Source organism: Aquipuribacter hungaricus, assembly GCF_037860755.1.
GTDB lineage: Bacteria > Actinomycetota > Actinomycetes > Actinomycetales > JBBAYJ01 > Aquipuribacter > Aquipuribacter hungaricus.
The window spans coordinates 1-19,218 of the sequence record NZ_JBBEOI010000025.1; the positions used below are offsets into that span (position 1 = coordinate 1).

The window sequence follows — 19,218 nt, forward strand, 5'->3', positions numbered from 1 at the left end:
ACGTCGTCGTGGACGCCACCGACCTCGACGCCCCCGTCATCGCTTCTCACCGGTAGCCGACCGCTCACCGGTGACGAACCGCGGCTGTGGCCGGCCTGCCCTCCGGCGTGCCTCGGCGTGCCGCAAGGGATCGGCTAGTGGGACGGGTTGGGTCATCTGCTCGCGGGGTTGGTCCGTCCGCCGCTCGGTGGTCGTCAGCACCTCGTTCACTGCCAGATGAGCTCGTCGTCTGGTGAGACGTACGGTGGCCCGACGATCCCGGTGATGATGAAGCCGGTGCTCGCGTCGATGACCGAGGTCCGCGATTCCCCGTAGGTCGGTGTCGTGCTGCGGTGGTTGTCGGGCATGGGGGTCTCGGCCATCAAGGTCGCGACCCAGACGAGCCGTCCGGGTGGCACCTGGCCCGAGCCGCCGGTTGCAGCATCGACTTCGCCCATGGTGGTGAGGACCGCGTGGACTGGTGCTTCCGCCGCCACGGCGGGATCGACCGAGCCGGCACCTGCACCACGCGCGATCTCGACGGCCCCGGCACGACCGATCGCGTCCCCGACATCGGTGGCCGGGTCACCGGGCGGGTACCCGGCGGGGTCAGGCTCGCTGTAGATGTCGGAGAACGGCAGCCACCTCAGGACGACGCTGTCCACGTTCAGCCCGATCGCCTCCGCCGCTGCCTCCGCAGGCTCGGCGACGTCGCGCTGGAAAGCGATCACAGCTTCGTCCGTGGTGGCGGGGTCGGTGACGTCGGGACCCGGGACCGCCTGCAGGACGAGGGTGGGCAGGCTGGCCGGGTCTGCCAGTGCCACCGTGCACGGCTCGGGGCAGTAGCTGCCGGGGTTGGGCACGACCTGGGCGTCGGGGTAGCCGCCCGACAGGGCTGTGCGGAGAGCGGCGTGCGCGGCTTCGCGTTCCTGCTCCCGGGTCGGCCGGTCGACGGACACCGTCAGGTACCAGCCGTCCCGCGGGATCGTCGCCGGCTCACGGGCCGCGGCCGGGGCGGTCCTCGGTGACTCAGCCGTCGTCGGGGAGGGGTCGACGCTCGGTGCCGTCGAGGCAGGCCCTGCCACCCCGGAGGCATCTTCGGTGCCGGGGAGACCCGTGGCGATGCCGGTCGCGACCGCGATGACCATGGCTGTGGCCGCGGCAGAGGCGACGGCACGGCGACGACGTCGCCCGGCTTGGGCTGCGTGCATCACGCGGTCGGGGTCGAGGTGGTGGGGCGGTTCGGGCACCGTGGTGCGCAGCACGTCGCGGAGGTCCTCGGCTGGGTGGTGGTTCATGTCGTGCTCCCTTGCATCTGCAGCTCGGGCAGGCCGGGGTGGCGGCGCAGTGCCGTCAGCGCCTTCGAGGTCTGGCTCTTCACGGTGCCGACGGAGCATCCGAGCGCGGCCGCGGTGTCGGCCTCGGTGGCGTCGTCGAAGTAGCGCAGGACGATCACCGCGCGCTGGCGCGGCGGCAGCGCCTGCACCGCGGCCACCAGCACCCACCGCACCTCCAGCGAACGCTCGTCCTGGGACTGGCGCAGCTGGTCGCGCCCCGGCTCGGGCAGGAGGGCCGTGGGGCGCTCTCCGCGCCAGCGCCGGGACCGCCAGTCGTGGGACGTGCTGACCAGGACCCGACGGACGTAGGCGTGGGCGACCCGGTCCTCGTCGACGTCGTGGTCCAGGCGGTCCCAGCGCAGCCACGCCTTCGCCAGCGCGGTCTGCACCAGGTCCTCAGCCGCGTCCCAGTCCCCGCACAGCAGCCACGCGACACGCAGCAGCTCGCGCTGCCGCCGCAGCACGTACTGCCGGAAACCGGCCGCTCCGTCCATGTGCCCTCCCACTGGTCGGCACTAAGACGGCCTGGACCCCGTGAAAGGTTGCCTCGGACGCACAAGTGCGTCCGACCGAGGCCACAGCAGCAGTTGAGGATCGCCACCTGACCGAGGCAGTGCTTCCGTGGGGACCTAGGTCCAAGCCACGCCAGCCCGCCAGCTGTGAGCGAAAGTCACCCGCACAACCGCTGGTTCATCAGTCAGCAGCGCCGTGTGAGTCTGCTCGCCATCCACGAGCTGCAGCCTAGAGATGACGACGGTGTAGGGACGAGCCTCAGCAGCCAGGACGGCCAGGTCGCGGATGACGGTCGTTTCGTCATCGAGCAGCAAGCCCTCATGCGCCAGGTGTCGAACGCGCCGCGGCCAGATGTCGGTCGCCCCTGACGCTTCGTTGGGTGACGTGCCTACTACTTGCGCTCCAGCGGCGAGGGCGTCCCGCAGGCGCTGGTCGGGCTCAGAGTCGGGCCTGCAGGCGGCGGCCAACTGCTGCTCGTCCACCATCGGAGGCTAAATGAGCGCCCGCGGGCTGGGACCGCTTCAGCCGCCTCGACGCACGCCCAAGCGCAGCGACAGATTCTCTGCCCGTCTCGATAACCGACCCCCTACTGACACCACCGCTGGTCGGCAGCGCGTCGACGTCGACGGTGGCGGCCGTCGTCCCAGTAGACCCGCCCGGCTGACTTCACCGGGAACGGGGCCTCGAACGGGGCACCCCTCCCCCACCCGACGCCGGCCGCAGCCTGAAGCTATCGTCTCAGTACCAAGGTTCTGAGACGCCCACCGTGAGACGGTCCCGGCCTGTGACTTGCAGCGGTAAGTGGCGCGGTCGCAACGCTATGTGGCCACCTAAGACGACGGCGCTGAGTCAGCTCGGTGGGCCCAGGGCTGGGGTCTGTCGCCGGTAGGCGGTCGGCTAAGGAGCGCGGGGTACGCGCGGGTCGGATGTCACCAGTGGGTGCAGCAGGGCCAGCCCGGCATTGGGACCGGGGTGGGTCCTAGGTTCGTTGGCGTGAACCCGCTGACGTACACCCCGGCCGAGAACTCCTGGACCTGGACGAACCGCCGAACGGGACTCCAGTTCAGCGGCCCACTGCATCTCGCGTGGGAGGTCGCGTCTGACCCCATCAGCGACGACTACACCACGAGCGACATCTCGTCCCGTGACCTGCTGCGCCTGTGGCTGCGGCGACTGCCCGACTCCGGGGCCGAATCGGCCTTCGGAGCCGGCGCGGTCACCATCAGCTGGTACGTCACCGGCGAGCCGTTCGAGGGAGCGCCGTTCCCGCTGTGGCGCTACGGGGACCCGGGGTCAGTCGACGAGGACTTCCTGACGTTCTTCTCGTGGCCCGTTAGCACCACCGATAAGTCCCGGGTGAACTTCCTGCGCCTACCGGTGGAGGACAAGCTCTGGCGTGACGGACGGGGCGACAAGGGTGGCTTCATCCAGGAGGCGACAGGCTGGAAGCCCTCAGCGCTGCAACCGGTGATGTGGCCCGGGCACCTGCTGCAGGCGGCAGGCCTCCCAGGACCGTCTTGGCAGCCTCGCCACATCTCGCTGGTCTAGCTGGCGGGTTGGACGCGAGTGAGTGTCTGGATGCGGGTCCTGAGCTGTTGTCTGACTTCGGCGTGTACGTCTGTCCGGACGTTGACGCCGACCTCGAGGGAGACCACGAGGCCGTACCGAACCGGAGTGCCGGGAGCTGCACGGTTGTCGAGCCGGCAGTCCACGTTCAACGCGAGGTGAGCGTCGTCGGCGTAGACGGCAGCCCGCCGTCCGTCGAGCAGCTCGTGCTGGACGGTGCCTCGCCGGACACCGTTGGGGTCAGCTTGCATTCTCTGCAGGTGCAGCTCGTCAGTTGGCGGCTCGACCCGTAGCCGGGCGCTGCGGTGCAGCTGCGTGCGGGTGTTCACCGGAGAGAGCCAGGCGAGCGTGATGGTCAGGCGTCGCCAGTCCGTTGTTGCTCGTAGGCCGGGTGGCAACGGGTAGCGGTAGGTGTGTCGCTGGTCGCCGGTGATGGTCCCCGCCCCGAGGAGGGTGGCTCGGCCACGGTCCGCGACCGCGAGCCGGTCCGAGTGCAGCAGCCCGTACCCGAGCAGTTGTGTGCCGTCTAGCCGGGTGAGGTCACTGTCCAGACGTTGCTGCAGGATGGTGAAAGCGTCACCCCAGCTGGCGGCGTGCACGAGCAGCGCCTTCGTCAGGACCGGATGGTACTGCGGGTCGGGGAAGGGATGGTCACCCTCGTGACTCGGGTCGGTATTGAGCTGGTGCATCACCAGCGCCGACGCTCGCGTGGCCAGCGCCGTGGCGTTGCTGGTGCCGTGCGTGAAGGCGGTGGCAGCGGCGCCTCCGCGCCGGTCGGGAGCGGCAACGCGCTGGCCCGGGCCGGTCGCTTCGGTGGAGGCAGGTCTGAGTTCGACGTCGCCTGTCCTGCCGGGCACGGGTCGCTGGAAGAGCCTGCGCCCTCCCGGCAGGAGGATGTCAGGCTTCACCGAGCGGCGGTGGCCCAGCCCGCCGCCGCCGTAGGGCGCGGGCAGGTGCGGCTCGGCGGCGTCGAGGACCGTGTCGGGGACGGTGCCGGACCAGGAGTCGGCGTGGGTGGCGCCGACGGTGAGCACGTTGACGGCCTCGGCGGGCGACATCAGCCGTCGGCGCAGTGCGTTGTCACGGTTGTTGGCGAGCAGGTGCCGAGACAGCTCGGTCGGCTTGTCGAGGAGTTCGGCGGGGACGGTCGTCCGGGTGTCGTGGTTGCCGACACTGACCAAAATGAGCAGGTTGTAGGTGTAGGCGAGCCAGTCGAGCAGCTTGGCGAGCGGGCTCATGCGTCGCACGAAGATCCGTGCTGGGTCGCCGATGGACAGGTTGACGATGCGAACGCTGGGCGCGGCGGCGGCTTGCTGACCCTCGCCCTTGAACATGCGCTGGAAGGCGCGGTGGATGAGGTCGACGAGCAGCTCTCCCTCGGGAACCCGCTCGATGTTGTCGTAGAACGGGTGGGGGCCCAGGACGGGCCGGACGTAGAGCCGGCTGGGCAGGGGCGGACCCGGGTCGTTGAGGTCGCCATGCGCGATCAGCGAGGCCATCGCCGTGCCGTGACGCTGCTGTGAGGCGCTGGGGTACAGCGCTCCGACGCCGTCGGGGTCGTCCAGGACGAGACGCCCGGCGAGCAGTTCGTGGTTGGCAAGCGGCACAGCGTCGAGCAGCGCCACCAGCGGCGGCTCGGTCGGCGGGTCGGCTTGACGGTCTGCCAGCTCGCCGTCGGCCACGTCGTCGGAGCGCACCACCGACATGGCGGTGGCAGGTGACACCAGCATCACGTCGTTCGCCCTCAGCAGCTCGATCGCTCCGGGTCCCTGGTCAAGGACTTGCTGGATCTGTGCGTGGGGCACGTCGGCCAGCACGGCGTGGTAGCCGATCTCGGCTAGCGCAGAACTTCCGCGGACCTGCCCGCCCGCCGCGGCGATCAGGCCGGAGACCTGCGCTTGTGCAGCGGCCCGCCGGACGGGGTCGTTGCGGAACCAGAGCTCCACCTCGACCCGAGCCGACCCGCTGTTGCCGACGACGGCGACCTCCTCCTGCCACTGCTCGAGCAGGCCGGTGTCACGGACTCGGTCCTGGGGGCTCCAGCGTCGAAGGTCTCGCAGCAGTCGGAAGGCATTTCTCAGCGGCGTCAGCCCGTACGGGAAGCGCATGGTCTCGTCGGCCTGCCAGTCCTGGAAGAGCTTGACCAGCTGCGTGACCGCCTGGGTGTTGGTAAGCACGAGGTAGGCGGTCTCGTCGAGTTTGTCGTCGGTGGGCTGCCCGTTGCTGTCGACGACGTGGAAGTCGTCGTCCGGGTCGGCCTTGCCCTCGTCCAGCTCGGCGAGGAACTCGAGTCCCGGAACCCGTCGCACGGCGTGCGCGAACGCCTCGACCGAGCCGGCCAGGTCGAAGACGACCACCAGCTCGGGGTCCGGTTCGGTGACGGTCGTGCCGGCGGCGACGCGGCCTGCGGCCAGGGCCTGTTCTAGGTCTTGGAACTTCGGCGTGAGGCGCGTCCCCTGCCGGTGCCCCCCTGGTCCTCGTGGTGGCGGTTGGAACCCCCGCCGTGTCGGGTCTGCCGGAATCCGGCCAGTGTGGGGGGCGGCGAAGCTCAGCAGCGGGCGGGCCTCCGTCCCCGCCGCTGGCGGTCGCCGGACTGGCGGAGGACCGGAGGGCGGCTGCACGCTCATGACTGGCTCCGGTTCACCGGTGAGCCTGCGTGCGCCACTGCTGCAGCCTGGACTTCGCGATGGCGGTCAGGTCCCCGTCAGGAAGGGACAGCACGTAGCGGCGGCGGACGTCTTGCGCGAACTGCTCAAGCTCGGCGTAGCTGGCTCCGGCAAGCCGGTCGGCCAGGGTGCGGGGGGCGAGGCCAAGCTGTCCACCGAAGCGCAGCCGCAGGCTGTCCAGGAACGCGGCGGCGTCCGCTCGGCTGGGTGGCTGCAGCGCGAGCCGCAGTTGGAACCGGCGCCAGGCAGCGCGATCGAGCAGCTCGCTGTGGTTGGTCGCGGCGATGACCACGACGTGCGCTGGCAGGCGGTCGATCTGCAGTAGCAGGGTCGACACCACGCGCTTGATCTCGCCGGTCTCGTGCTCGTCAGCGCGTTCCTTTGCGATTGTGTCGAACTCGTCGAAGAACAGCACGCAGCGTCGGGTGCGAGCGAACTCGAAGACCTGGTCGATGCGGCCGGCAGTCTCGCCGAGGAAGCTCGACACGATGCCTTCGTACCGCACCGCGTACATCGGCAGCATCGCCTCTGCGGCGATCGCCTCGGCGAGGCTGGTCTTGCCGTTGCCGGGCGCCCCCTCGAGCAGCACGCGGTTACGGGGCTCGATGTCGTGGCTGCGCAGCAGCTCGCTGCGGTGCTGCTCCTCGACGATCTCCGCCGCGGCGGTGGCCACGTCGGCGTTGAGGTGCAGCGAAGCGAGGCGAACGCGGGGCACGATCTCGTGCAGCAAGTCCCCCATGCCCTGCGCCGCGGCGTCGCGCGCCGGCAGGCCACTTGTGCCCGCGCTGGTGATGATCTCTGACAGGCGGTCGGCTACGAGGTGGTGCTGGTTGCTGCGCTCCTCAGCGATAAGCGCCTCTACGACAAGCCGGAACCTGGTCGCATCGCCGCGTCGCTGCGCCTCGACCATGTCCACGATCAGGTCGGACCTGGCCATCAGGACCGCCCACCTGTTGCGCCAGCTGTCGCTCGGGTCACGGGTTCAACCGCCGCCTGGTCGATCGTGCTACGCAAGTACTGGTAGACGGTCTCTCGACTGATACCGAAAGCCGCGGCAAGCGCGGTTTTGGACTCGCCGGCGGCTGCGCGGACCTGCAACTGGTGGGCCTGTTCACGGGTCAGCGAGGGCCTGCGCCCGCGGTAGGCGCCGCGAGCCTTGGCCAGCTCGATCCCCTCGCGTTGCCGCTCCCGAATCAAGGCCCGCTCGAACTCCGCGAACGCACCCATGACTGAGAGCAGCAGGTGGGCCAACGGCGAGTCGTCACCGGTGAAGGTGAGTTGCTCCTTCACGAAGGTCACCGTGACACCGCGTCCGGTGAGGTCGTCGACTACCCGTCGCAGGTCGTCGAGGTTCCGGGCGAGCCGGTCGAGGCTATGCACCATTACGACGTCGCCTTCACGCACGAAGCGGAGCAGCGCAGTGAGCTCCGGCCGTGAGGTGTCCCTGCCCGAGGCGTGGTCGACGAAGACGCGGTCCAGTTGGTGGCCGTCCAACTGCCGGCCGGTGTTCTGCTCGAGCGTGCTTACGCGCACGTAGCCGACTGTCTGACCCTTCACGACCCCTCCGCCTCTGTGTTGTCAGGCTGGACTCTAGGACCTGAGCGGGCGCCTGTCAGGAATTTGCGTTCCGGACTCCAAGTGGGCGTCGTGGATGCAGCAGCCTGACGTCCGGTTGCGGTGTACCCCAGTCGGACGCTGCGACGAGTTGCGGGCCACTGATGACCCGCCGCCAGACGGCCACGTAGCGCCGCAACAACCGCGCCATCTACCGCTGCCCCAAGTCACACCCGCCCTAGACGCAGCCTGAACGCCGGCCGTCTCACAAGTCGGTCCGGAGTGCACGTGTCCACCATTGTCGTCGGGCTGACTTCTGCGACAGTCCTAAGGTGGCCACCGTCGGGTATGCCCGTGTCAGCACCGACCACCAGCTCCTGGACCAGCAGGGCGACGCCCTGGCCGCCGCGGGGTGCGAGCGGGTCTTCACCGACCAGATGTCCGGGGTCCGTGAGGACCGCCCCGGGCTGACGGCGCTGCTGGACAACGTCCGCGCCGGCGACGTGCCGGCGGACGAGTGGCTCAGCCGTGCTCGGGGTGACGGATCGGCCCCTGCATGATGAAACGGCAGACGCTGCTGGATGAGGTCGAGGCCGCCGCGCTTGACGAAGGTGCGTCGCTGGCCGGGGCGCTGCGGAAGTGTGTCGCCCTTGGGGGGCGCTCGGGCTCGCCCGAGCTGCGTGATTGGGCTGCGAAGGAACTGCGTGGCTACAAGCCCGACGACGCCGACCTGCCGCCGTACCGCGTCGTCCCTGCGATCTTGCAGATGGACTGGGAGAACTTGGCCTACCTCGCAACGGGGCAGACCATCTCCCCGAACGAGCTGCCGGACTTCGCCCGAGACTCGATCAAGGAAGAGATGACGCTCTACCACGGAGTGGGAGAGTTGGAGTCACTACTGGCCGCCGCACTGAAGGACGGTCATCTCAAAATGGGCTTCCCAGGTGGATCAGACCTCGCTGCCTACCTGACGAGGACCAATCAAGAGAGCACGGTTGTCCGGCGGCTGTATCGCACAATCAGCCCCTCCGCCGTCGCCGGTGTGCTGGACATCACCCGCACGACGCTGACGGAGCTGGTGGCGGAAATGCGCGACGGCGCGAGCGACCCCGAGGGGGTCCCCTCCGCCGAGACGGCCACGCAGGCGGTCCACGTCGCCGTGCACGGAGACCGCAACCGTGTGCGGGTCGTCAACGACCAGGCCTCGGGTGCCACCGCCGTGGAGAAGGACCCACCGTGGTGGAAGCGGTGGCAGATCGTGTCGGCCCTCGTCGCCGGTCTGGGAGCACTGACTGCTGCGGGTATCGGCATCAGCCGTGCCCTGACCGGCTGAGGCGCTTCTCAGCGGCGCACCAGCAGTACCGGCACCAGCCGGTCCCGAAGCGCGCGAACGGCACCGGTCCCCGGGACGGCGTGAAAGTGTCCTTGAACATGCCAGCCGTCCCGGCGCGCCACCACGGCCGGGACCGCGTCCCTCTCCGAGAGCTCAGGTACCGACCTGTCGAGGGCGCAGGGCCACCCACTCCCCCACTAGTCGGACCGGGGCGAACGGCACACGCCACGGCGAAGAAGGCGGAAAACCCGCGAGCTCGCCCCCCCGCCTCGCCCCCTTCGGGAACCCTCGCTCAGCCCACTTGATCTGCGAAGCGCGTCGCGACGCCCGCAATGGGTAGGTCCCGACGGGCCTCAGCATTGCGCCCACGGCCGACCCAAGCCGACTTCCACGGGCTAGCACGCCTGCGCGCAGGCTAGCGAACTAGGACGCTCTCGCGGTTGCTAGAACGCGTACGTGCTAGCGCGCTAGCATGCGAGTTACTAGCAAGACGGCGCGCTAGCACCTGCCCTGACCTGCCGGTCTACTTGACGTACGTCTCGCGAAGCGCGTTCTCGACGACGTCCCTCAACGTCTGGCCAGTGGTTTCGACGACCTCATCGACGAGCGACCTGACGTCCTGGGAGACGCGGGTGTTCAGTTGCACGGTCGGTTCAGGGCCGCGTCGCCCGCGGGCGGGTCGGGTGGCTGAGCGCGCCGAGTAGGTGGTGAAGCTGCTCATTGGGTCTAAGGCGGGGGAGCGAGTCGGGACAGGGTCTACGGGATCGTGACCGTCGTCGGCCGCAGGGCGTGCGCGTCGACGTGCCGGTATAGGCCGGTCGGCGGACGCGATGGTCTGGGACACAGGCTGTGGCGTGGTGGGGTCGCTCATCTGATCACCTGCTGTGCAAGGGCCTGGTAGGCGGCGTGGACGGGTTGACCTGCGGGGTAGGCGCCGTAGTAGGCGTGTGCGGACCGGGCCTCGCCGACGATGACCCGGTCGGGGACCAGGGGGTGGAGCACGAGCCCGGGGTAAGCGGTGCGCAGTTCGGCCAGAGCTCGGCGGGCGTTACGGCTCATGACGACGTCGCGGACGGCACCGACGACGATGCCGGCCTCGTGCACGCTGGGATCCAGGCCGAGGCGGCGACGGTTGGCGTGGAAGCGGGCGACGGTGGCCGCGGCGCCGTCCACGCCGTCCAGGCCGTCCTCGTCGAGTTTGGCTGCGTAGACGATGCTGTCGGCGGCCGTGAGCGCGTTCTGGATCAGGGGTCCGCCCTGGCGGTTGGGACAGTCGATGACGACCAAGTCCGCGCTCAAGCCCTCGAGGGATGCCCGCAATCGTACTTCTGCGTGGTCAGCCCGCTCGCCCTCCCGGAGGGACACGTCCCGGGCGGAGGGGATGACTCTGAGGTGGGGACTCCAGGCACAGGGCACAGCGAGCTCGTCGGCCCAGCCGGCCGGGTCTTCGTCCGCAAGGATTGCTCCGACGTGCAGACCCTTGCTGGTGGGCTCAACTCCAGTCCACTTGGTGCTCGCTGCTCGGGGGTCGAGGTCGACCAGAACGACGTCACGGCCCTCCTCGGCGGCCACCATCGCCAACGACACTGCGGTGGTCGTCTTTGTGGCTCCGCCGGCTTCGGAGTAGGACGCAAGCACCTGCACCAGCGCAAAGTAGCGCGCGTGCTAGCAAGCAAGCGGATGACACGCCGCTATCCCACCTCATCGGAGTGAGGGTCGGGGGTGGGGGGCGGAGCCCCGGCTAATCCGGCGCCGCCAGGGCGCCGGGTCCCTTTCTGAGGGGTTGGGGCGTGCATGGTGTGCTGGCGGGGGTCTCACCGTCGTTCGGGCGATGCGCAGCAGGACCGCGGTGGGGGGCTGGCGGGCCCCGATGATGCTTCGAGCGGAGCGCAGCGGAGCCGGTCTCGAAGGATCACTTCGGGTGCCTCCGCAGAGCGCAGCGGCCGGCCCCCCGCCGTGGTGACCTCCGGTCGACCGGGCGACGGTGAGACCCCCCGCGTTGAAGTCCCGGACCCGGACTGCCGCACCCGGGAACAGCTGTCACGCCGCGCGCCGCCCGCCTGCGTCGCGGGCGGCCTGCTGTGGCTCGCTGGTGGGGGAGTGGTCGGTGGTGCTGGCGGCGACGATGGCGCGGGCGGCGCGGAAGTCGGCGCGCCCGTCGGGTCGTCGGGGGTGGGCGCCGAGGGTGGTGGTGCCGGGTTCGGCGAGCAGGTCCAGCTGCCCGGTGCCGGCCCGGCGGGTGGGGTGGGCACGGCGTGGGGCGAGCATCCAGGCGTGCTCGGCCTGCCACCACGCCCACGCGGCCCGCTCGATGCGGTAGCGGCGTTCCCGCTCGAGGAGGACACCGGCCACGCCGCGCGCGACCGCCGAGGCGTCGCGGTGGTCCTGGCCTGGTCGGGACCAGGTGTCGCCGGTCCGCTGGAGGAGCCCGACCTCGGCCAAGCGCCCCAAGACGACCCGGAGCTCGTCGACCGGGTGACCGATGGTCCGTGCGAGGTCGAGACTGCTCACGGAGTGGCTCACACGTGCCCAGGTGTTACCCGCCTGATGCCCAAGCCCTGCTCTAGCGGTGAACACATCGTGCGCGGCGTCAGTCGTGCGGGCAGTCAGCTGGGCGAGGAGGGCAAGACGTTCTGCGGGCCCGGCCCCTGCGGGGCGCGGGTCCGCTTGTGACCGATTAGTAGTCACACCTTTGTGGACGGCGCCTGAGGGGATAGCGGCTTCGGGGACCCCGTCTGCAAGGACTGCAACCGCGGGGTCAGCGGGTGGGGGGGTGATGGTCCAGCGGGCGCCGTGGGGTCCGCTGGCGGCTTGGGTCAGGGCGATCCACCCCTCGCCCGCGAGGCGCAGCAGGCCGGTGCGAGCGGTCTCTCGGCCGATCCCGGCCAGCAGGGCCACCCGGCGGGTGTCGGCCTCCACGTCGGCGCTGATGGCCTGCAGGGCCAGGGTGCACAGGACGTCCAGGACGCGGCGGTCGGTGGGCCCGGTCCGGGTGCCCCACCGCCCGGCGGTGGCGTCCGCACGTTCCTGCACCGCCCGCACCGCGGCGGCGATGGCGTCGGCGCGGGCGTCGAAGGTGGGGTCGGCACCGACCTGGCGGGCCGTGGTGGCCACGTGCTGCACCGCCTTGTGCCACTGCCGGCGCAGCACCATCGCCGCCGACGCTGGGCCCCGGGCCGGCCTGGGGGCGCGGGTGGAGCCCTGGCGCAGGGTGCGGACGTGCTCCAGCCCCGGCGAGGTGGGTACCAGGGCGGCGACGTCGTCGTGGCGCCAGCGGGCCGAGGCGGCACCGATCAAGACCGTCCACGCCACCGCAGAGGCATCGCCCACGGCGGCATCAGCCTGCAGCGCAGCCGCGCTGACCGCGGGCAGCGGCCGCCGGCCACCGGGCAGGTACAGGTGCCCGTGCCGGTCCACCGGCAGGGGAGTGCGGGCGGTCGGGTCGTGCGCAGGCTCCGTGTCGTCGACCAGCTTGGCGAGGCGGCCCACCAGGGCCCGGACCTGCTCCGGGGTCGTCGAGGGCGCCGTGAGCGTGCCCAGGTCCCCGCGCAGGACCTGCGAGGTGCCGCCGTCGCGGTGCGGAGCACCGGGGGGGCGGACGCACCCGGTCACCGGGTTGCTCAGCGGAGCGATGTCCAGGCTCGGGCACAGGTGCCGCACCAGGCGCGCCAGGGTCGCCACGGTCGCCGCGTCCACCGACGCCCGCAGCGCGACCCACACGTGCCGACCACCCGAGGGCCCGGACCGGCACACGACGTGGCCGACCCCGACGTCGTCCAGCAGGCCGCTGACGACGTCGGCGTCACGGTGCGCGGGGGAGGGGTCCAGCTTGGCGTCCAGGTCGAAGACGAGCAGCCGGAATCGCTGGTCAGCGTCGGCGAGGTAGACCGCCCACGGCAGCCCAGGGCCGTCCTGGTCCAGGCGTCGGTGCACGGGGAAGCTGTTGAGCACCGTCCCGCCGGCCTCGACCGTCGCCACACGCACCGCCGGGCGGGGGCTGATCGCACACGTCAGCGCCCACGCCTCGCCGCGACACGTCGCGTCGGACTCCCCGGACACGCTTGCATCCGGGTGCTCATCGGCTACCCTCATGGCAGCACAAAGCCCCTTCTAGGAGGGGTCTCCCTCACGGAGACAACTGCGGATCAGCTGGTAACTGGTCCCGAATACTTAGACGACAGGCCCCGTTGGCGCGGGGCCTTCGTCGTGTCTAGGGCACTGCCCTAGGCGGTTCTGCTGAGCGGCAGCTCCTCCTGAGGCTCACGAGCCGGTCGAGGCGCGTGCTGCGGCATGTTGTGGACCTCCGCGAGCACGGTCGCGATGTACTCGCTGATGGTCAGTCCCTGCTCGTCCGCGCGAGCACGGACGACGTCACCGACCGCGCGTGCAGGACGCGTCACCAGGAGGTCGCGGTCGCCCTTGTTGGGCCTGCCGCCGCTCGGACGTCTCGACATGGGCATGACTCTGCCGGGTGCGCGTATCAGGAACATGGATCTTGGTGTCGTTGGCGTGTCGCCCTGCAGCCGGGTCGTCACAGCCCACCTGCCACCGCTGCAGCGGCAGCGAGCCAGGCGCGCTGGGTGGTGGGACGCAGGGAGCCGTAGCGGAGGACGCCGTCGACGATGGCGGGGTCGAAGGGGATCCTGACGGCGGCGCGGGTGAGAGGCCGGTAGCCGTCGACGACGCGCTGCACCGCGGCGCTGGTGGCGCGGGGCTCGGCCTGGGTCACGACCGCGACGGCGTTGGCGGCCAGGGCGGCGGAGTGCTCGTCGCGCCCGGCCAGGGCCTCCAGGAGGAGGGCGCCGGCTTCGGCGTGGTCGTCGCGGGTGGTGGTGGCCACGACGAGCTGGTCGGTGTGGTCGATCATCCGCAGCCACATCGGGTCGGACTCGTCGTTGCCGCTGTCGAGGAAGATGAGCCGGTAGTACTTCGCGGCGACGGCGTGGATGGCGTCGACGTCGTCGGGACTGACACGCTGCTCGTCGGCCAGGGCCATGGGCTTGGAGCGGAGCACGTCGAAGCGGTCGCGGGTCTGGTGGTGCACGTAGCGGGCGAGGTCGGCGGACTGTGCGCCGGTGCCCAGGAGCCGGTCGACCTGGGGGAGGAGGTCGAGCAGGGTCGCCTCGTGCGGGCCCTGCTCGGTGCGCCAGCCCAGGGTGCCGCGGGTCTGGTTGTTGTCCCAGCCGAGGACGCCGGCGCCGCCGTGGCGGGCGAACACGGCGGCGAGCAGGACCGTGGTGGGGGTCTTGCCCGCGCCGCCCTTGCCGTTGACGACGGCGACGGTGCGGGGCCCGGGCCAGTGCTGGCTGACGGCCCGGGCGTCGGCGCGCTCGGTGCGCTCGGCCTCGCTGGGGCCGATCCGGATCCCGGCCCGGGTGAGCAGGCCCCTGACGCCCCGCGTGGCGGGCTCCTCGGACCGATCCTCGGTGAGGAACGACCGGCGGGCCTCCCGCCGGGTCTGCGGCGCGCCGTCCCCGTCGGGTGCGGCGCTGCGACCCGGCGGGAAGCTGGACGGCTCCGAGTGCAGCCAGGCGTCCGGCGACGTCGGCGACGTCGGAGCCGTGACGGCTGGTGCGCCGGGTGCCTCCAGGGCGTGCTCGCCAGCGGCTCCTCCGTCGTCGTGGTGAACTTCGGCGTCCTCCGCGACCTCGGCGTGGTCGGGCAGCTGCGTCACGGGGTCGCGGAGGACGTCAGCCGCAGGACGGGGCACGCGCAACACAGCGGCTGCGCCGTCAGCGGGGGCAGCGAGGACAGTCGCTGCAGTCGCCGTGGCGGGCGTCGCCGCCGGTGCCGGGGACGCTGCGGGTATTGGCGGGGTGCTGGGCCGGCGGGTGCGTCCGGGGCGGGGTGCGCGCCGGCTGGGCGGCTGGGTGCTATCAGCGTTGACGGTGCCGTCGGGGTTGACTACCAGGGCCCATTCACCGTCGATGCCGCTGGTGCTGAGGCGGACCGGTCGGCCGAGCTGGGCGGCGGTGTCGCGGACCATGAGGCGGATCTGCTCCCGGGTGTCCGCCAGGTTCGTGGCGGTCACCGGGTGGGAGGTGCCGTTGATGGTGACCACGCCGGACCCGTCGGCGCGGGTGAGGGCGCGGATCGCCGGCCACGCCGGCACCGCGCTCTGGTCAAGGCTGCGGTCGGGGCTCGGGTCGGGGTTGGTGCTCAAGCTCATGGCAGGTCTCCTGTCTGGTCAGCCGAGGGGGGCGGACACCGCGGCCATGAACGGCACGGGGTCGGTGGGCGTGCCGTTGACGATCACGCCGAAGTGGAGGTGGCAGCCGGTGGACTGTCCGCTGGAGCCGGTCCGGGCGATCTGTTGACCTGCCTGGACCTGGTCGCCGACGCGGACGAGCATCCCGTTGTCGTACATGTGCAGGTAGGTGGTCTGGACGCCGCCGCCGTGGTCGACGGTGATGGTGCCGTTGCCTGCGCGGTCGAACGTGCGGACGGTGACGGTGCCGGCCTGGGCGGCCCAGATGGGTCCGTCGCAGCCGCCGGCCTTGAGGTCGGTGCCGGAGTGCAGGCGCCGCACCCCGCTGACCGGGTGCACCCGCATCCCGTAGGAGCTGGTGATGGGTCCTTCGCCGGGCACCGCCCACCCGCTGGGGCTGAGCTGCCCTGGGGAGGTCGTGGCGCCCGCGCACACCTGGGCGCCGGTGCCGGCGCTGAGGCCGGTGTCGACGCCAGCGAGGGCCTCCACGACCTGGACCGCGGCGTCCCAGTAGCGGGCGTAGTGCCAGGGGTCGGCGTTGCGCTGGGTGCGGTTGGCCACCAGCGTGGGCTCGAGGGCCTCGCGGCCGGTCACGCGCATCATCGCCTTGAAGAAGTTGGTGGCGCTGGTCGCGGGGTCCATCCGGTCCGCAAGGGATCCCCAGGCGCCGTTGTCACGCTGCTGGAACAGGCCCCGGGAGTCCGGTCCGGCGCGATCGCCGTAGTCCAGGACCCGCAGCCCGGACTCACCCATCGCGGTCATCACGCCGATGGTCTGGTCCCGCACGCCGAGGCCGAGGCCCTGCCCGGCGGCGATCACGGCGGCGGCGTTGGCCAGCTGCTCCGGCCCGTACCCGGCGACCGCCTGGGCGGGCAGGCTCGAGGCGTCGACCGTGACGCCGGGGGTGCCGGCAGCCGGGTTGCAGGTGGCCGCCGAACCGGACCCGGCCACCAGCAGGAAGCTGACGACCGAACCGACCAGCAGCAGCGGGACGCCCGCGATCGCCACGCTGGCGCCGCCCCTGCCGACGCTCACCTGGTCACCACCGAGCCATCACTGAGCCATCACCGGGCATCAGCCGGTCGTCATCGGGCGAGCACGTGGTCGTCACCGGTTCAGCCGACCTCGGCGGGCGGGTCGAACCGCTCCACGAGCCAGGGGGCGGCGGCGTCGGTGCGGCTGAGGATGAGGAGGTAGGTGCCGGCGTCGGTGGGGACCTGCACCCCGGCCACGTAGGCGCTGGTCTGCTCCACCAGGGTCCCGGCGCCAGTGAGACCGGTCGCGGGGATGCTGGCGGGGTCGACGTAGGCGTAGCTGCGGGCGGCCTCCGCGCTGAGCAGCGGCTCGACACCGTCCCACCAGGCCACGTCCTCGAGGTCGGGGCGGGCGAACGCCGCCATGGCCGTCTCGGCGGCCGCCACCGCCTCGGCGCGGGAGGGCTCGTCCCAGGTGGGCACGGCCTGCGCCTCGATCAGCTGCCCGGTGTCCTCGTCGACCTCACCGAGCACACCGCTGGGCGGCGGGGAGAACTGGTCCAGGTCCGGCAGCAGCACCTGACCACCGGGGGAGGGGCCGGCGGTCGCGGCAGGCGCCGCGGTAGCACCGGCCGGGAGCGTGACCGCAGGCGGTGCCGCGCCCGGTGCGGCACCGTCCCCGCCGCACGCCGGCAGCGTCAGCACCGCCGCCACCGCCGTCAGGACCCCCACGCCGACGATCGCTGCTCGTGCCACGGCTACCCCCCGGTGTCTGCGTCCCCACGTGCGTCCCCGCCGCCTGCACCCACGTGGCCCGCGTCCGTGTCACCCGCGTCCGCGTTGCCCGTGGCCCCGGCGCCCGCCTTGTCGCCCTCTGAGCCCTTGGTGCTCGTGCTCGTGCTTGTGCTCGTGGTGGGGCGCCGGGTGTTCGCGCCGGCCCTGAGGGTCTTCTTGAGCTCCTCGCGGAGGATGAACCACGAGGTCCCCACCTTGTAACCGGGGATGACCCCGTCCCTGAGCCAGAGGTAGACCCCCTGCTTGGTCATCCCCAAGAGCTCGGCCACGTCCCCGACGTTCAACGTGTCCTTGTACTCAGCGAAGAGTGCGTCAAGTTCGTCAGTCACTGGAAGTTCCAGCATCCTGTGGTGCATAGTAACAACCTAGACGCTCTCGAGGACCTTCGCTAGGTGTCGAGTGTAGTTGGTCTAGTCGCACGGTGTTGGTCCTGTCGTGGTGTCGGGGAAACGGTGCCGGGCAGGGGATCTACGTACACCAACCAGGGGGCCTGCTGTGGACGTGACCGAGGGGACAGTCAACCCGTGGCTGTCGCGGCCCACGCCGAACGCGGTCACCGAACCTGCCGGGGACCTTGTTACGGACCCCGGCCCGGACGCGAGGCTGGCCCTGCTGCGGCCCACAGGCCCGTCTGCGCCGCAGCCCGGTGTGCCGGCCCCGGAGCACGTCGACCGGCTGCCGACGAGGACCCGTCTGCAACCGGCCGGGCTGTGGTGCCTCGGCGCCCACGGCGGTGCGGGGGAGACGACCCTGGCCGCGCTGTCACCCGGGTGGGCCGCAGCCGACCACGCGTGGCCCCAGGTGCCTACAGCTGCCGGGCCGGCGCCCGTGGTCCTCGTAGCACGCTCCAGCGCGCACGGTCTCCTCGCCGCCCAGCGGGCCACCACGCAGTGGGCCGCCGGCCTGGCCCCTGACGTGGACCTGCTCGGGCTGGTCGTCGTCGCCGACGCACCCGGACGCCTCCCGAGACCGCTGCGCGAGCTCGCCCACGTGGTGGGCGGCGGCGTCGCCCGCACCTGGCACCTGCCGTGGGTCGAACCGTGGCGCCTGGGGGAACCCGTCGACCCCGCGACCGCACCCCGACCTGTCCGTCGCCTGCTCGACGACCTCACCGCCCTCCTGCACCACCCGCCTGCACAGCCCGCTGTGCCGTCCTCTGTGCCGTCGTCCCGCACGGCCGTCTGATCGCCCCACCCGACCGAGAGGCACGCCATGACACTCCTGCAGACCGTCACCGCCACCGCCACCGAGCTCGCGTTCCTCGCACCGGCCCTGATCCCCGACCCCGCGCCCGCCCAGCCCCCGGGCACCGAGGGCATCACCACCGTCATCAGCTGGCTGAAGTGGATCGGCTACGTCGTCGTCGGCGGCGCCATCGTCATCGGCGGCATCCTCATCGCCGTCAGCTTCCGCCGCGGCGAAGGCCAGGACGCACTGCCCAAGATCCTGTGGCCGATGGGCGGCGCGATCGTCATCGGCGCCGGCGCCGCCTGGGTCAGCACCATCGCGGCCTCCTGAGGACACCCACGTGGCCGAGGAGCAGGTAGAGCGGAACCCCTGGACGCGCGGAGGCTTCATCGCCGCCGCCGGAGTCGTCGCCGTCCTGGTCATCCTCGGCGTCGTCCTCACCATCACCGGGACCCGCGCCGACCAGCCCGGTACAGCCCTGCCGAGCACCGTCGCGTCGACGTCGGATGACGTCGCCGCCCCTGAACCGTCGGCGTCCAGCGACGGCGCCGACAGCGTCTGCGGGCTCGACGGGCAGACGCTCGAGGGCACGCTGGCAGCCGCCCCCACCGCGGAGTGGCAGTACCAGGGGACCACCGCCTACCCGACATCGCCCGAGTTCGGACCCGGCGAGGTCACCGATGAGGGCGTGCGCTCTTGCTATCAGAGGTCACCGGAGGGCGCTGTGTTCGCGGCCGCCAACGCTGTCGTCCAAGGCACCGATCCGAGCACGGTCGAGGCTTGGCTCGACTACTTCATCGCGGATACGTCCGCCCGGAAGGACGTGGTCACAGCGGCCGGGAACGGCGATACCTCAGGTACCCGCGCGGCAGTGCAGGGCTTCCGGCTCCTCGCCTACGACGGCAACTCAGCGACGGTCGACGTGGCTGTACGCGGAAGCACTGACGGCGAGGAAGTGAACCTGTCCATGGTCTACGACCTGGTGTGGGAGGACGGGGACTGGAAGCTCGTCGTGACTGACCCTAGGGCGCCTGTCGACGTGGCCTTCCTACCCGACCTGGCTGGCTACTCGGCCTGGAGCGCGTAGCCGTGGAGCCGGGGGGCT

Annotated in this window: 20 protein-coding genes; 6 read left to right on the plus strand and 14 right to left on the minus strand. The window is 71.3% G+C overall.

Features of this window, described 5'->3' with window-relative positions; translation table 11 throughout:
• Positions 1 to 206: 206 nt before the first annotated feature.
• The 3 genes from WCS02_RS05625 to WCS02_RS05635 form a co-directional block, all read right to left on the minus strand.
• A complete protein-coding gene (locus tag WCS02_RS05625) occupies positions 207 to 1,277 on the minus strand; it encodes a hypothetical protein (protein ID WP_340290879.1) in 1,071 nt (356 codons plus the stop codon).
• Positions 1,274 to 1,810 carry a SigE family RNA polymerase sigma factor gene (locus WCS02_RS05630; RefSeq protein WP_340290881.1) on the minus strand — a complete coding sequence of 179 codons (537 nt, stop codon included), beginning with the start codon at positions 1,808 to 1,810 and terminating at the stop codon, positions 1,274 to 1,276. The genes WCS02_RS05625 and WCS02_RS05630 overlap by 4 nt, the downstream gene beginning before the upstream one ends.
• A 135-nt stretch (positions 1,811 to 1,945) precedes the next feature.
• Positions 1,946 to 2,311 (minus strand): hypothetical protein, encoded by a 366-nt coding sequence (locus WCS02_RS05635; protein WP_340290883.1) that lies wholly within the window; start codon positions 2,309 to 2,311, stop codon positions 1,946 to 1,948.
• A gap of 511 nt (positions 2,312 to 2,822) precedes the next feature.
• On the opposite strand from WCS02_RS05635, the gene WCS02_RS05640 reads away from it, so the two are divergent.
• On the plus strand, positions 2,823 to 3,377 hold the full coding sequence (locus WCS02_RS05640; protein WP_340290885.1) for a hypothetical protein: 555 nt from the start codon (positions 2,823 to 2,825) through the stop codon (positions 3,375 to 3,377).
• On the opposite strand, the gene WCS02_RS05645 is transcribed toward WCS02_RS05640, so the two are convergent.
• From WCS02_RS05645 to WCS02_RS05655, 3 genes are all read right to left on the minus strand, one after another.
• Positions 3,374 to 5,752, minus strand: coding sequence for a S8 family peptidase (locus tag WCS02_RS05645; protein WP_340290887.1), 2,379 nt, complete (start codon positions 5,750 to 5,752; stop codon positions 3,374 to 3,376). The genes WCS02_RS05640 and WCS02_RS05645 overlap by 4 nt on opposite strands.
• Positions 5,753 to 6,035: 283 nt before the next feature.
• Positions 6,036 to 6,971 (minus strand): AAA family ATPase, encoded by a 936-nt coding sequence (locus tag WCS02_RS05650; RefSeq protein WP_340290926.1) that lies wholly within the window; start codon positions 6,969 to 6,971, stop codon positions 6,036 to 6,038.
• A gap of 26 nt (positions 6,972 to 6,997) precedes the next feature.
• The gene (locus tag WCS02_RS05655; RefSeq protein WP_340290889.1) at positions 6,998 to 7,618 is read right to left on the minus strand and encodes a recombinase family protein; all 621 of its coding nucleotides are present in this window, start codon (positions 7,616 to 7,618) and stop codon (positions 6,998 to 7,000) included.
• Positions 7,619 to 7,947: 329 nt separating this feature from the next.
• Between WCS02_RS05655 and WCS02_RS05660 the strand changes: the two genes are divergently transcribed.
• Together WCS02_RS05660 and WCS02_RS05665 are read left to right on the plus strand one after the other, a co-directional pair.
• Positions 7,948 to 8,175 (plus strand): recombinase family protein, encoded by a 228-nt coding sequence (locus tag WCS02_RS05660; RefSeq protein ID WP_340290891.1) that lies wholly within the window; start codon positions 7,948 to 7,950, stop codon positions 8,173 to 8,175.
• Positions 8,172 to 8,948, plus strand: a complete 777-nt coding sequence (locus WCS02_RS05665) for an AbiTii domain-containing protein (protein ID WP_340290893.1) — start codon at positions 8,172 to 8,174, stop codon at positions 8,946 to 8,948. Before WCS02_RS05660 ends, WCS02_RS05665 begins: the two co-directional genes overlap by 4 nt.
• 523 nt (positions 8,949 to 9,471) lie before the next feature.
• Here WCS02_RS05665 and WCS02_RS05670 read toward each other — a convergent pair.
• The 8 genes from WCS02_RS05670 to WCS02_RS05705 form a co-directional block, all read right to left on the minus strand.
• The gene (locus tag WCS02_RS05670) at positions 9,472 to 9,669 is read right to left on the minus strand and encodes a hypothetical protein (RefSeq protein WP_340290895.1); all 198 of its coding nucleotides are present in this window, start codon (positions 9,667 to 9,669) and stop codon (positions 9,472 to 9,474) included.
• A 146-nt stretch (positions 9,670 to 9,815) separates the two neighbouring features.
• A complete protein-coding gene (locus WCS02_RS05675; RefSeq protein WP_340290898.1) occupies positions 9,816 to 10,592 on the minus strand; it encodes a ParA family protein in 777 nt (258 codons plus the stop codon).
• Positions 10,593 to 10,988: 396 nt separating this feature from the next.
• Positions 10,989 to 12,926 (minus strand): hypothetical protein, encoded by a 1,938-nt coding sequence (locus WCS02_RS05680; protein ID WP_340290900.1) that lies wholly within the window; start codon positions 12,924 to 12,926, stop codon positions 10,989 to 10,991.
• A 245-nt stretch (positions 12,927 to 13,171) separates the two neighbouring features.
• Positions 13,172 to 13,402 carry a hypothetical protein gene (locus tag WCS02_RS05685; RefSeq protein ID WP_340290902.1) on the minus strand — a complete coding sequence of 77 codons (231 nt, stop codon included), beginning with the start codon at positions 13,400 to 13,402 and terminating at the stop codon, positions 13,172 to 13,174.
• A gap of 77 nt (positions 13,403 to 13,479) precedes the next feature.
• On the minus strand, positions 13,480 to 15,117 hold the full coding sequence (locus tag WCS02_RS05690) for an ATPase (protein WP_340290904.1): 1,638 nt from the start codon (positions 15,115 to 15,117) through the stop codon (positions 13,480 to 13,482).
• Between the two features lie 18 nt (positions 15,118 to 15,135).
• Entirely contained in the window at positions 15,136 to 16,191 is a 1,056-nt protein-coding gene (locus WCS02_RS05695) for a M23 family metallopeptidase (protein ID WP_340290906.1), read from the minus strand.
• Between the two features lie 80 nt (positions 16,192 to 16,271).
• Complete coding sequence (locus tag WCS02_RS05700) at positions 16,272 to 16,709, minus strand: hypothetical protein (protein ID WP_340290908.1); 438 nt, start codon at positions 16,707 to 16,709, stop codon at positions 16,272 to 16,274.
• Between the two features lie 179 nt (positions 16,710 to 16,888).
• Positions 16,889 to 17,254: a helix-turn-helix domain-containing protein gene (locus WCS02_RS05705; RefSeq protein WP_340290910.1), complete on the minus strand. Its 366-nt coding sequence runs from the start codon at positions 17,252 to 17,254 to the stop codon at positions 16,889 to 16,891.
• A gap of 319 nt (positions 17,255 to 17,573) precedes the next feature.
• Between WCS02_RS05705 and WCS02_RS05710 the strand changes: the two genes are divergently transcribed.
• From WCS02_RS05710 to WCS02_RS05720, 3 genes are read left to right on the plus strand one after another with little or no spacing between them, the layout of a single operon-like run.
• Positions 17,574 to 18,110: a DUF6668 family protein gene (locus WCS02_RS05710; RefSeq protein WP_340290928.1), complete on the plus strand. Its 537-nt coding sequence runs from the start codon at positions 17,574 to 17,576 to the stop codon at positions 18,108 to 18,110.
• Positions 18,111 to 18,137: 27 nt separating this feature from the next.
• Positions 18,138 to 18,443: a hypothetical protein gene (locus WCS02_RS05715; RefSeq protein ID WP_340290912.1), complete on the plus strand. Its 306-nt coding sequence runs from the start codon at positions 18,138 to 18,140 to the stop codon at positions 18,441 to 18,443.
• 10 nt (positions 18,444 to 18,453) lie between these two features.
• Positions 18,454 to 19,200 (plus strand): DUF8175 domain-containg protein, encoded by a 747-nt coding sequence (locus tag WCS02_RS05720; RefSeq protein WP_340290914.1) that lies wholly within the window; start codon positions 18,454 to 18,456, stop codon positions 19,198 to 19,200.
• Positions 19,201 to 19,218: the final 18 nt, after the last annotated feature.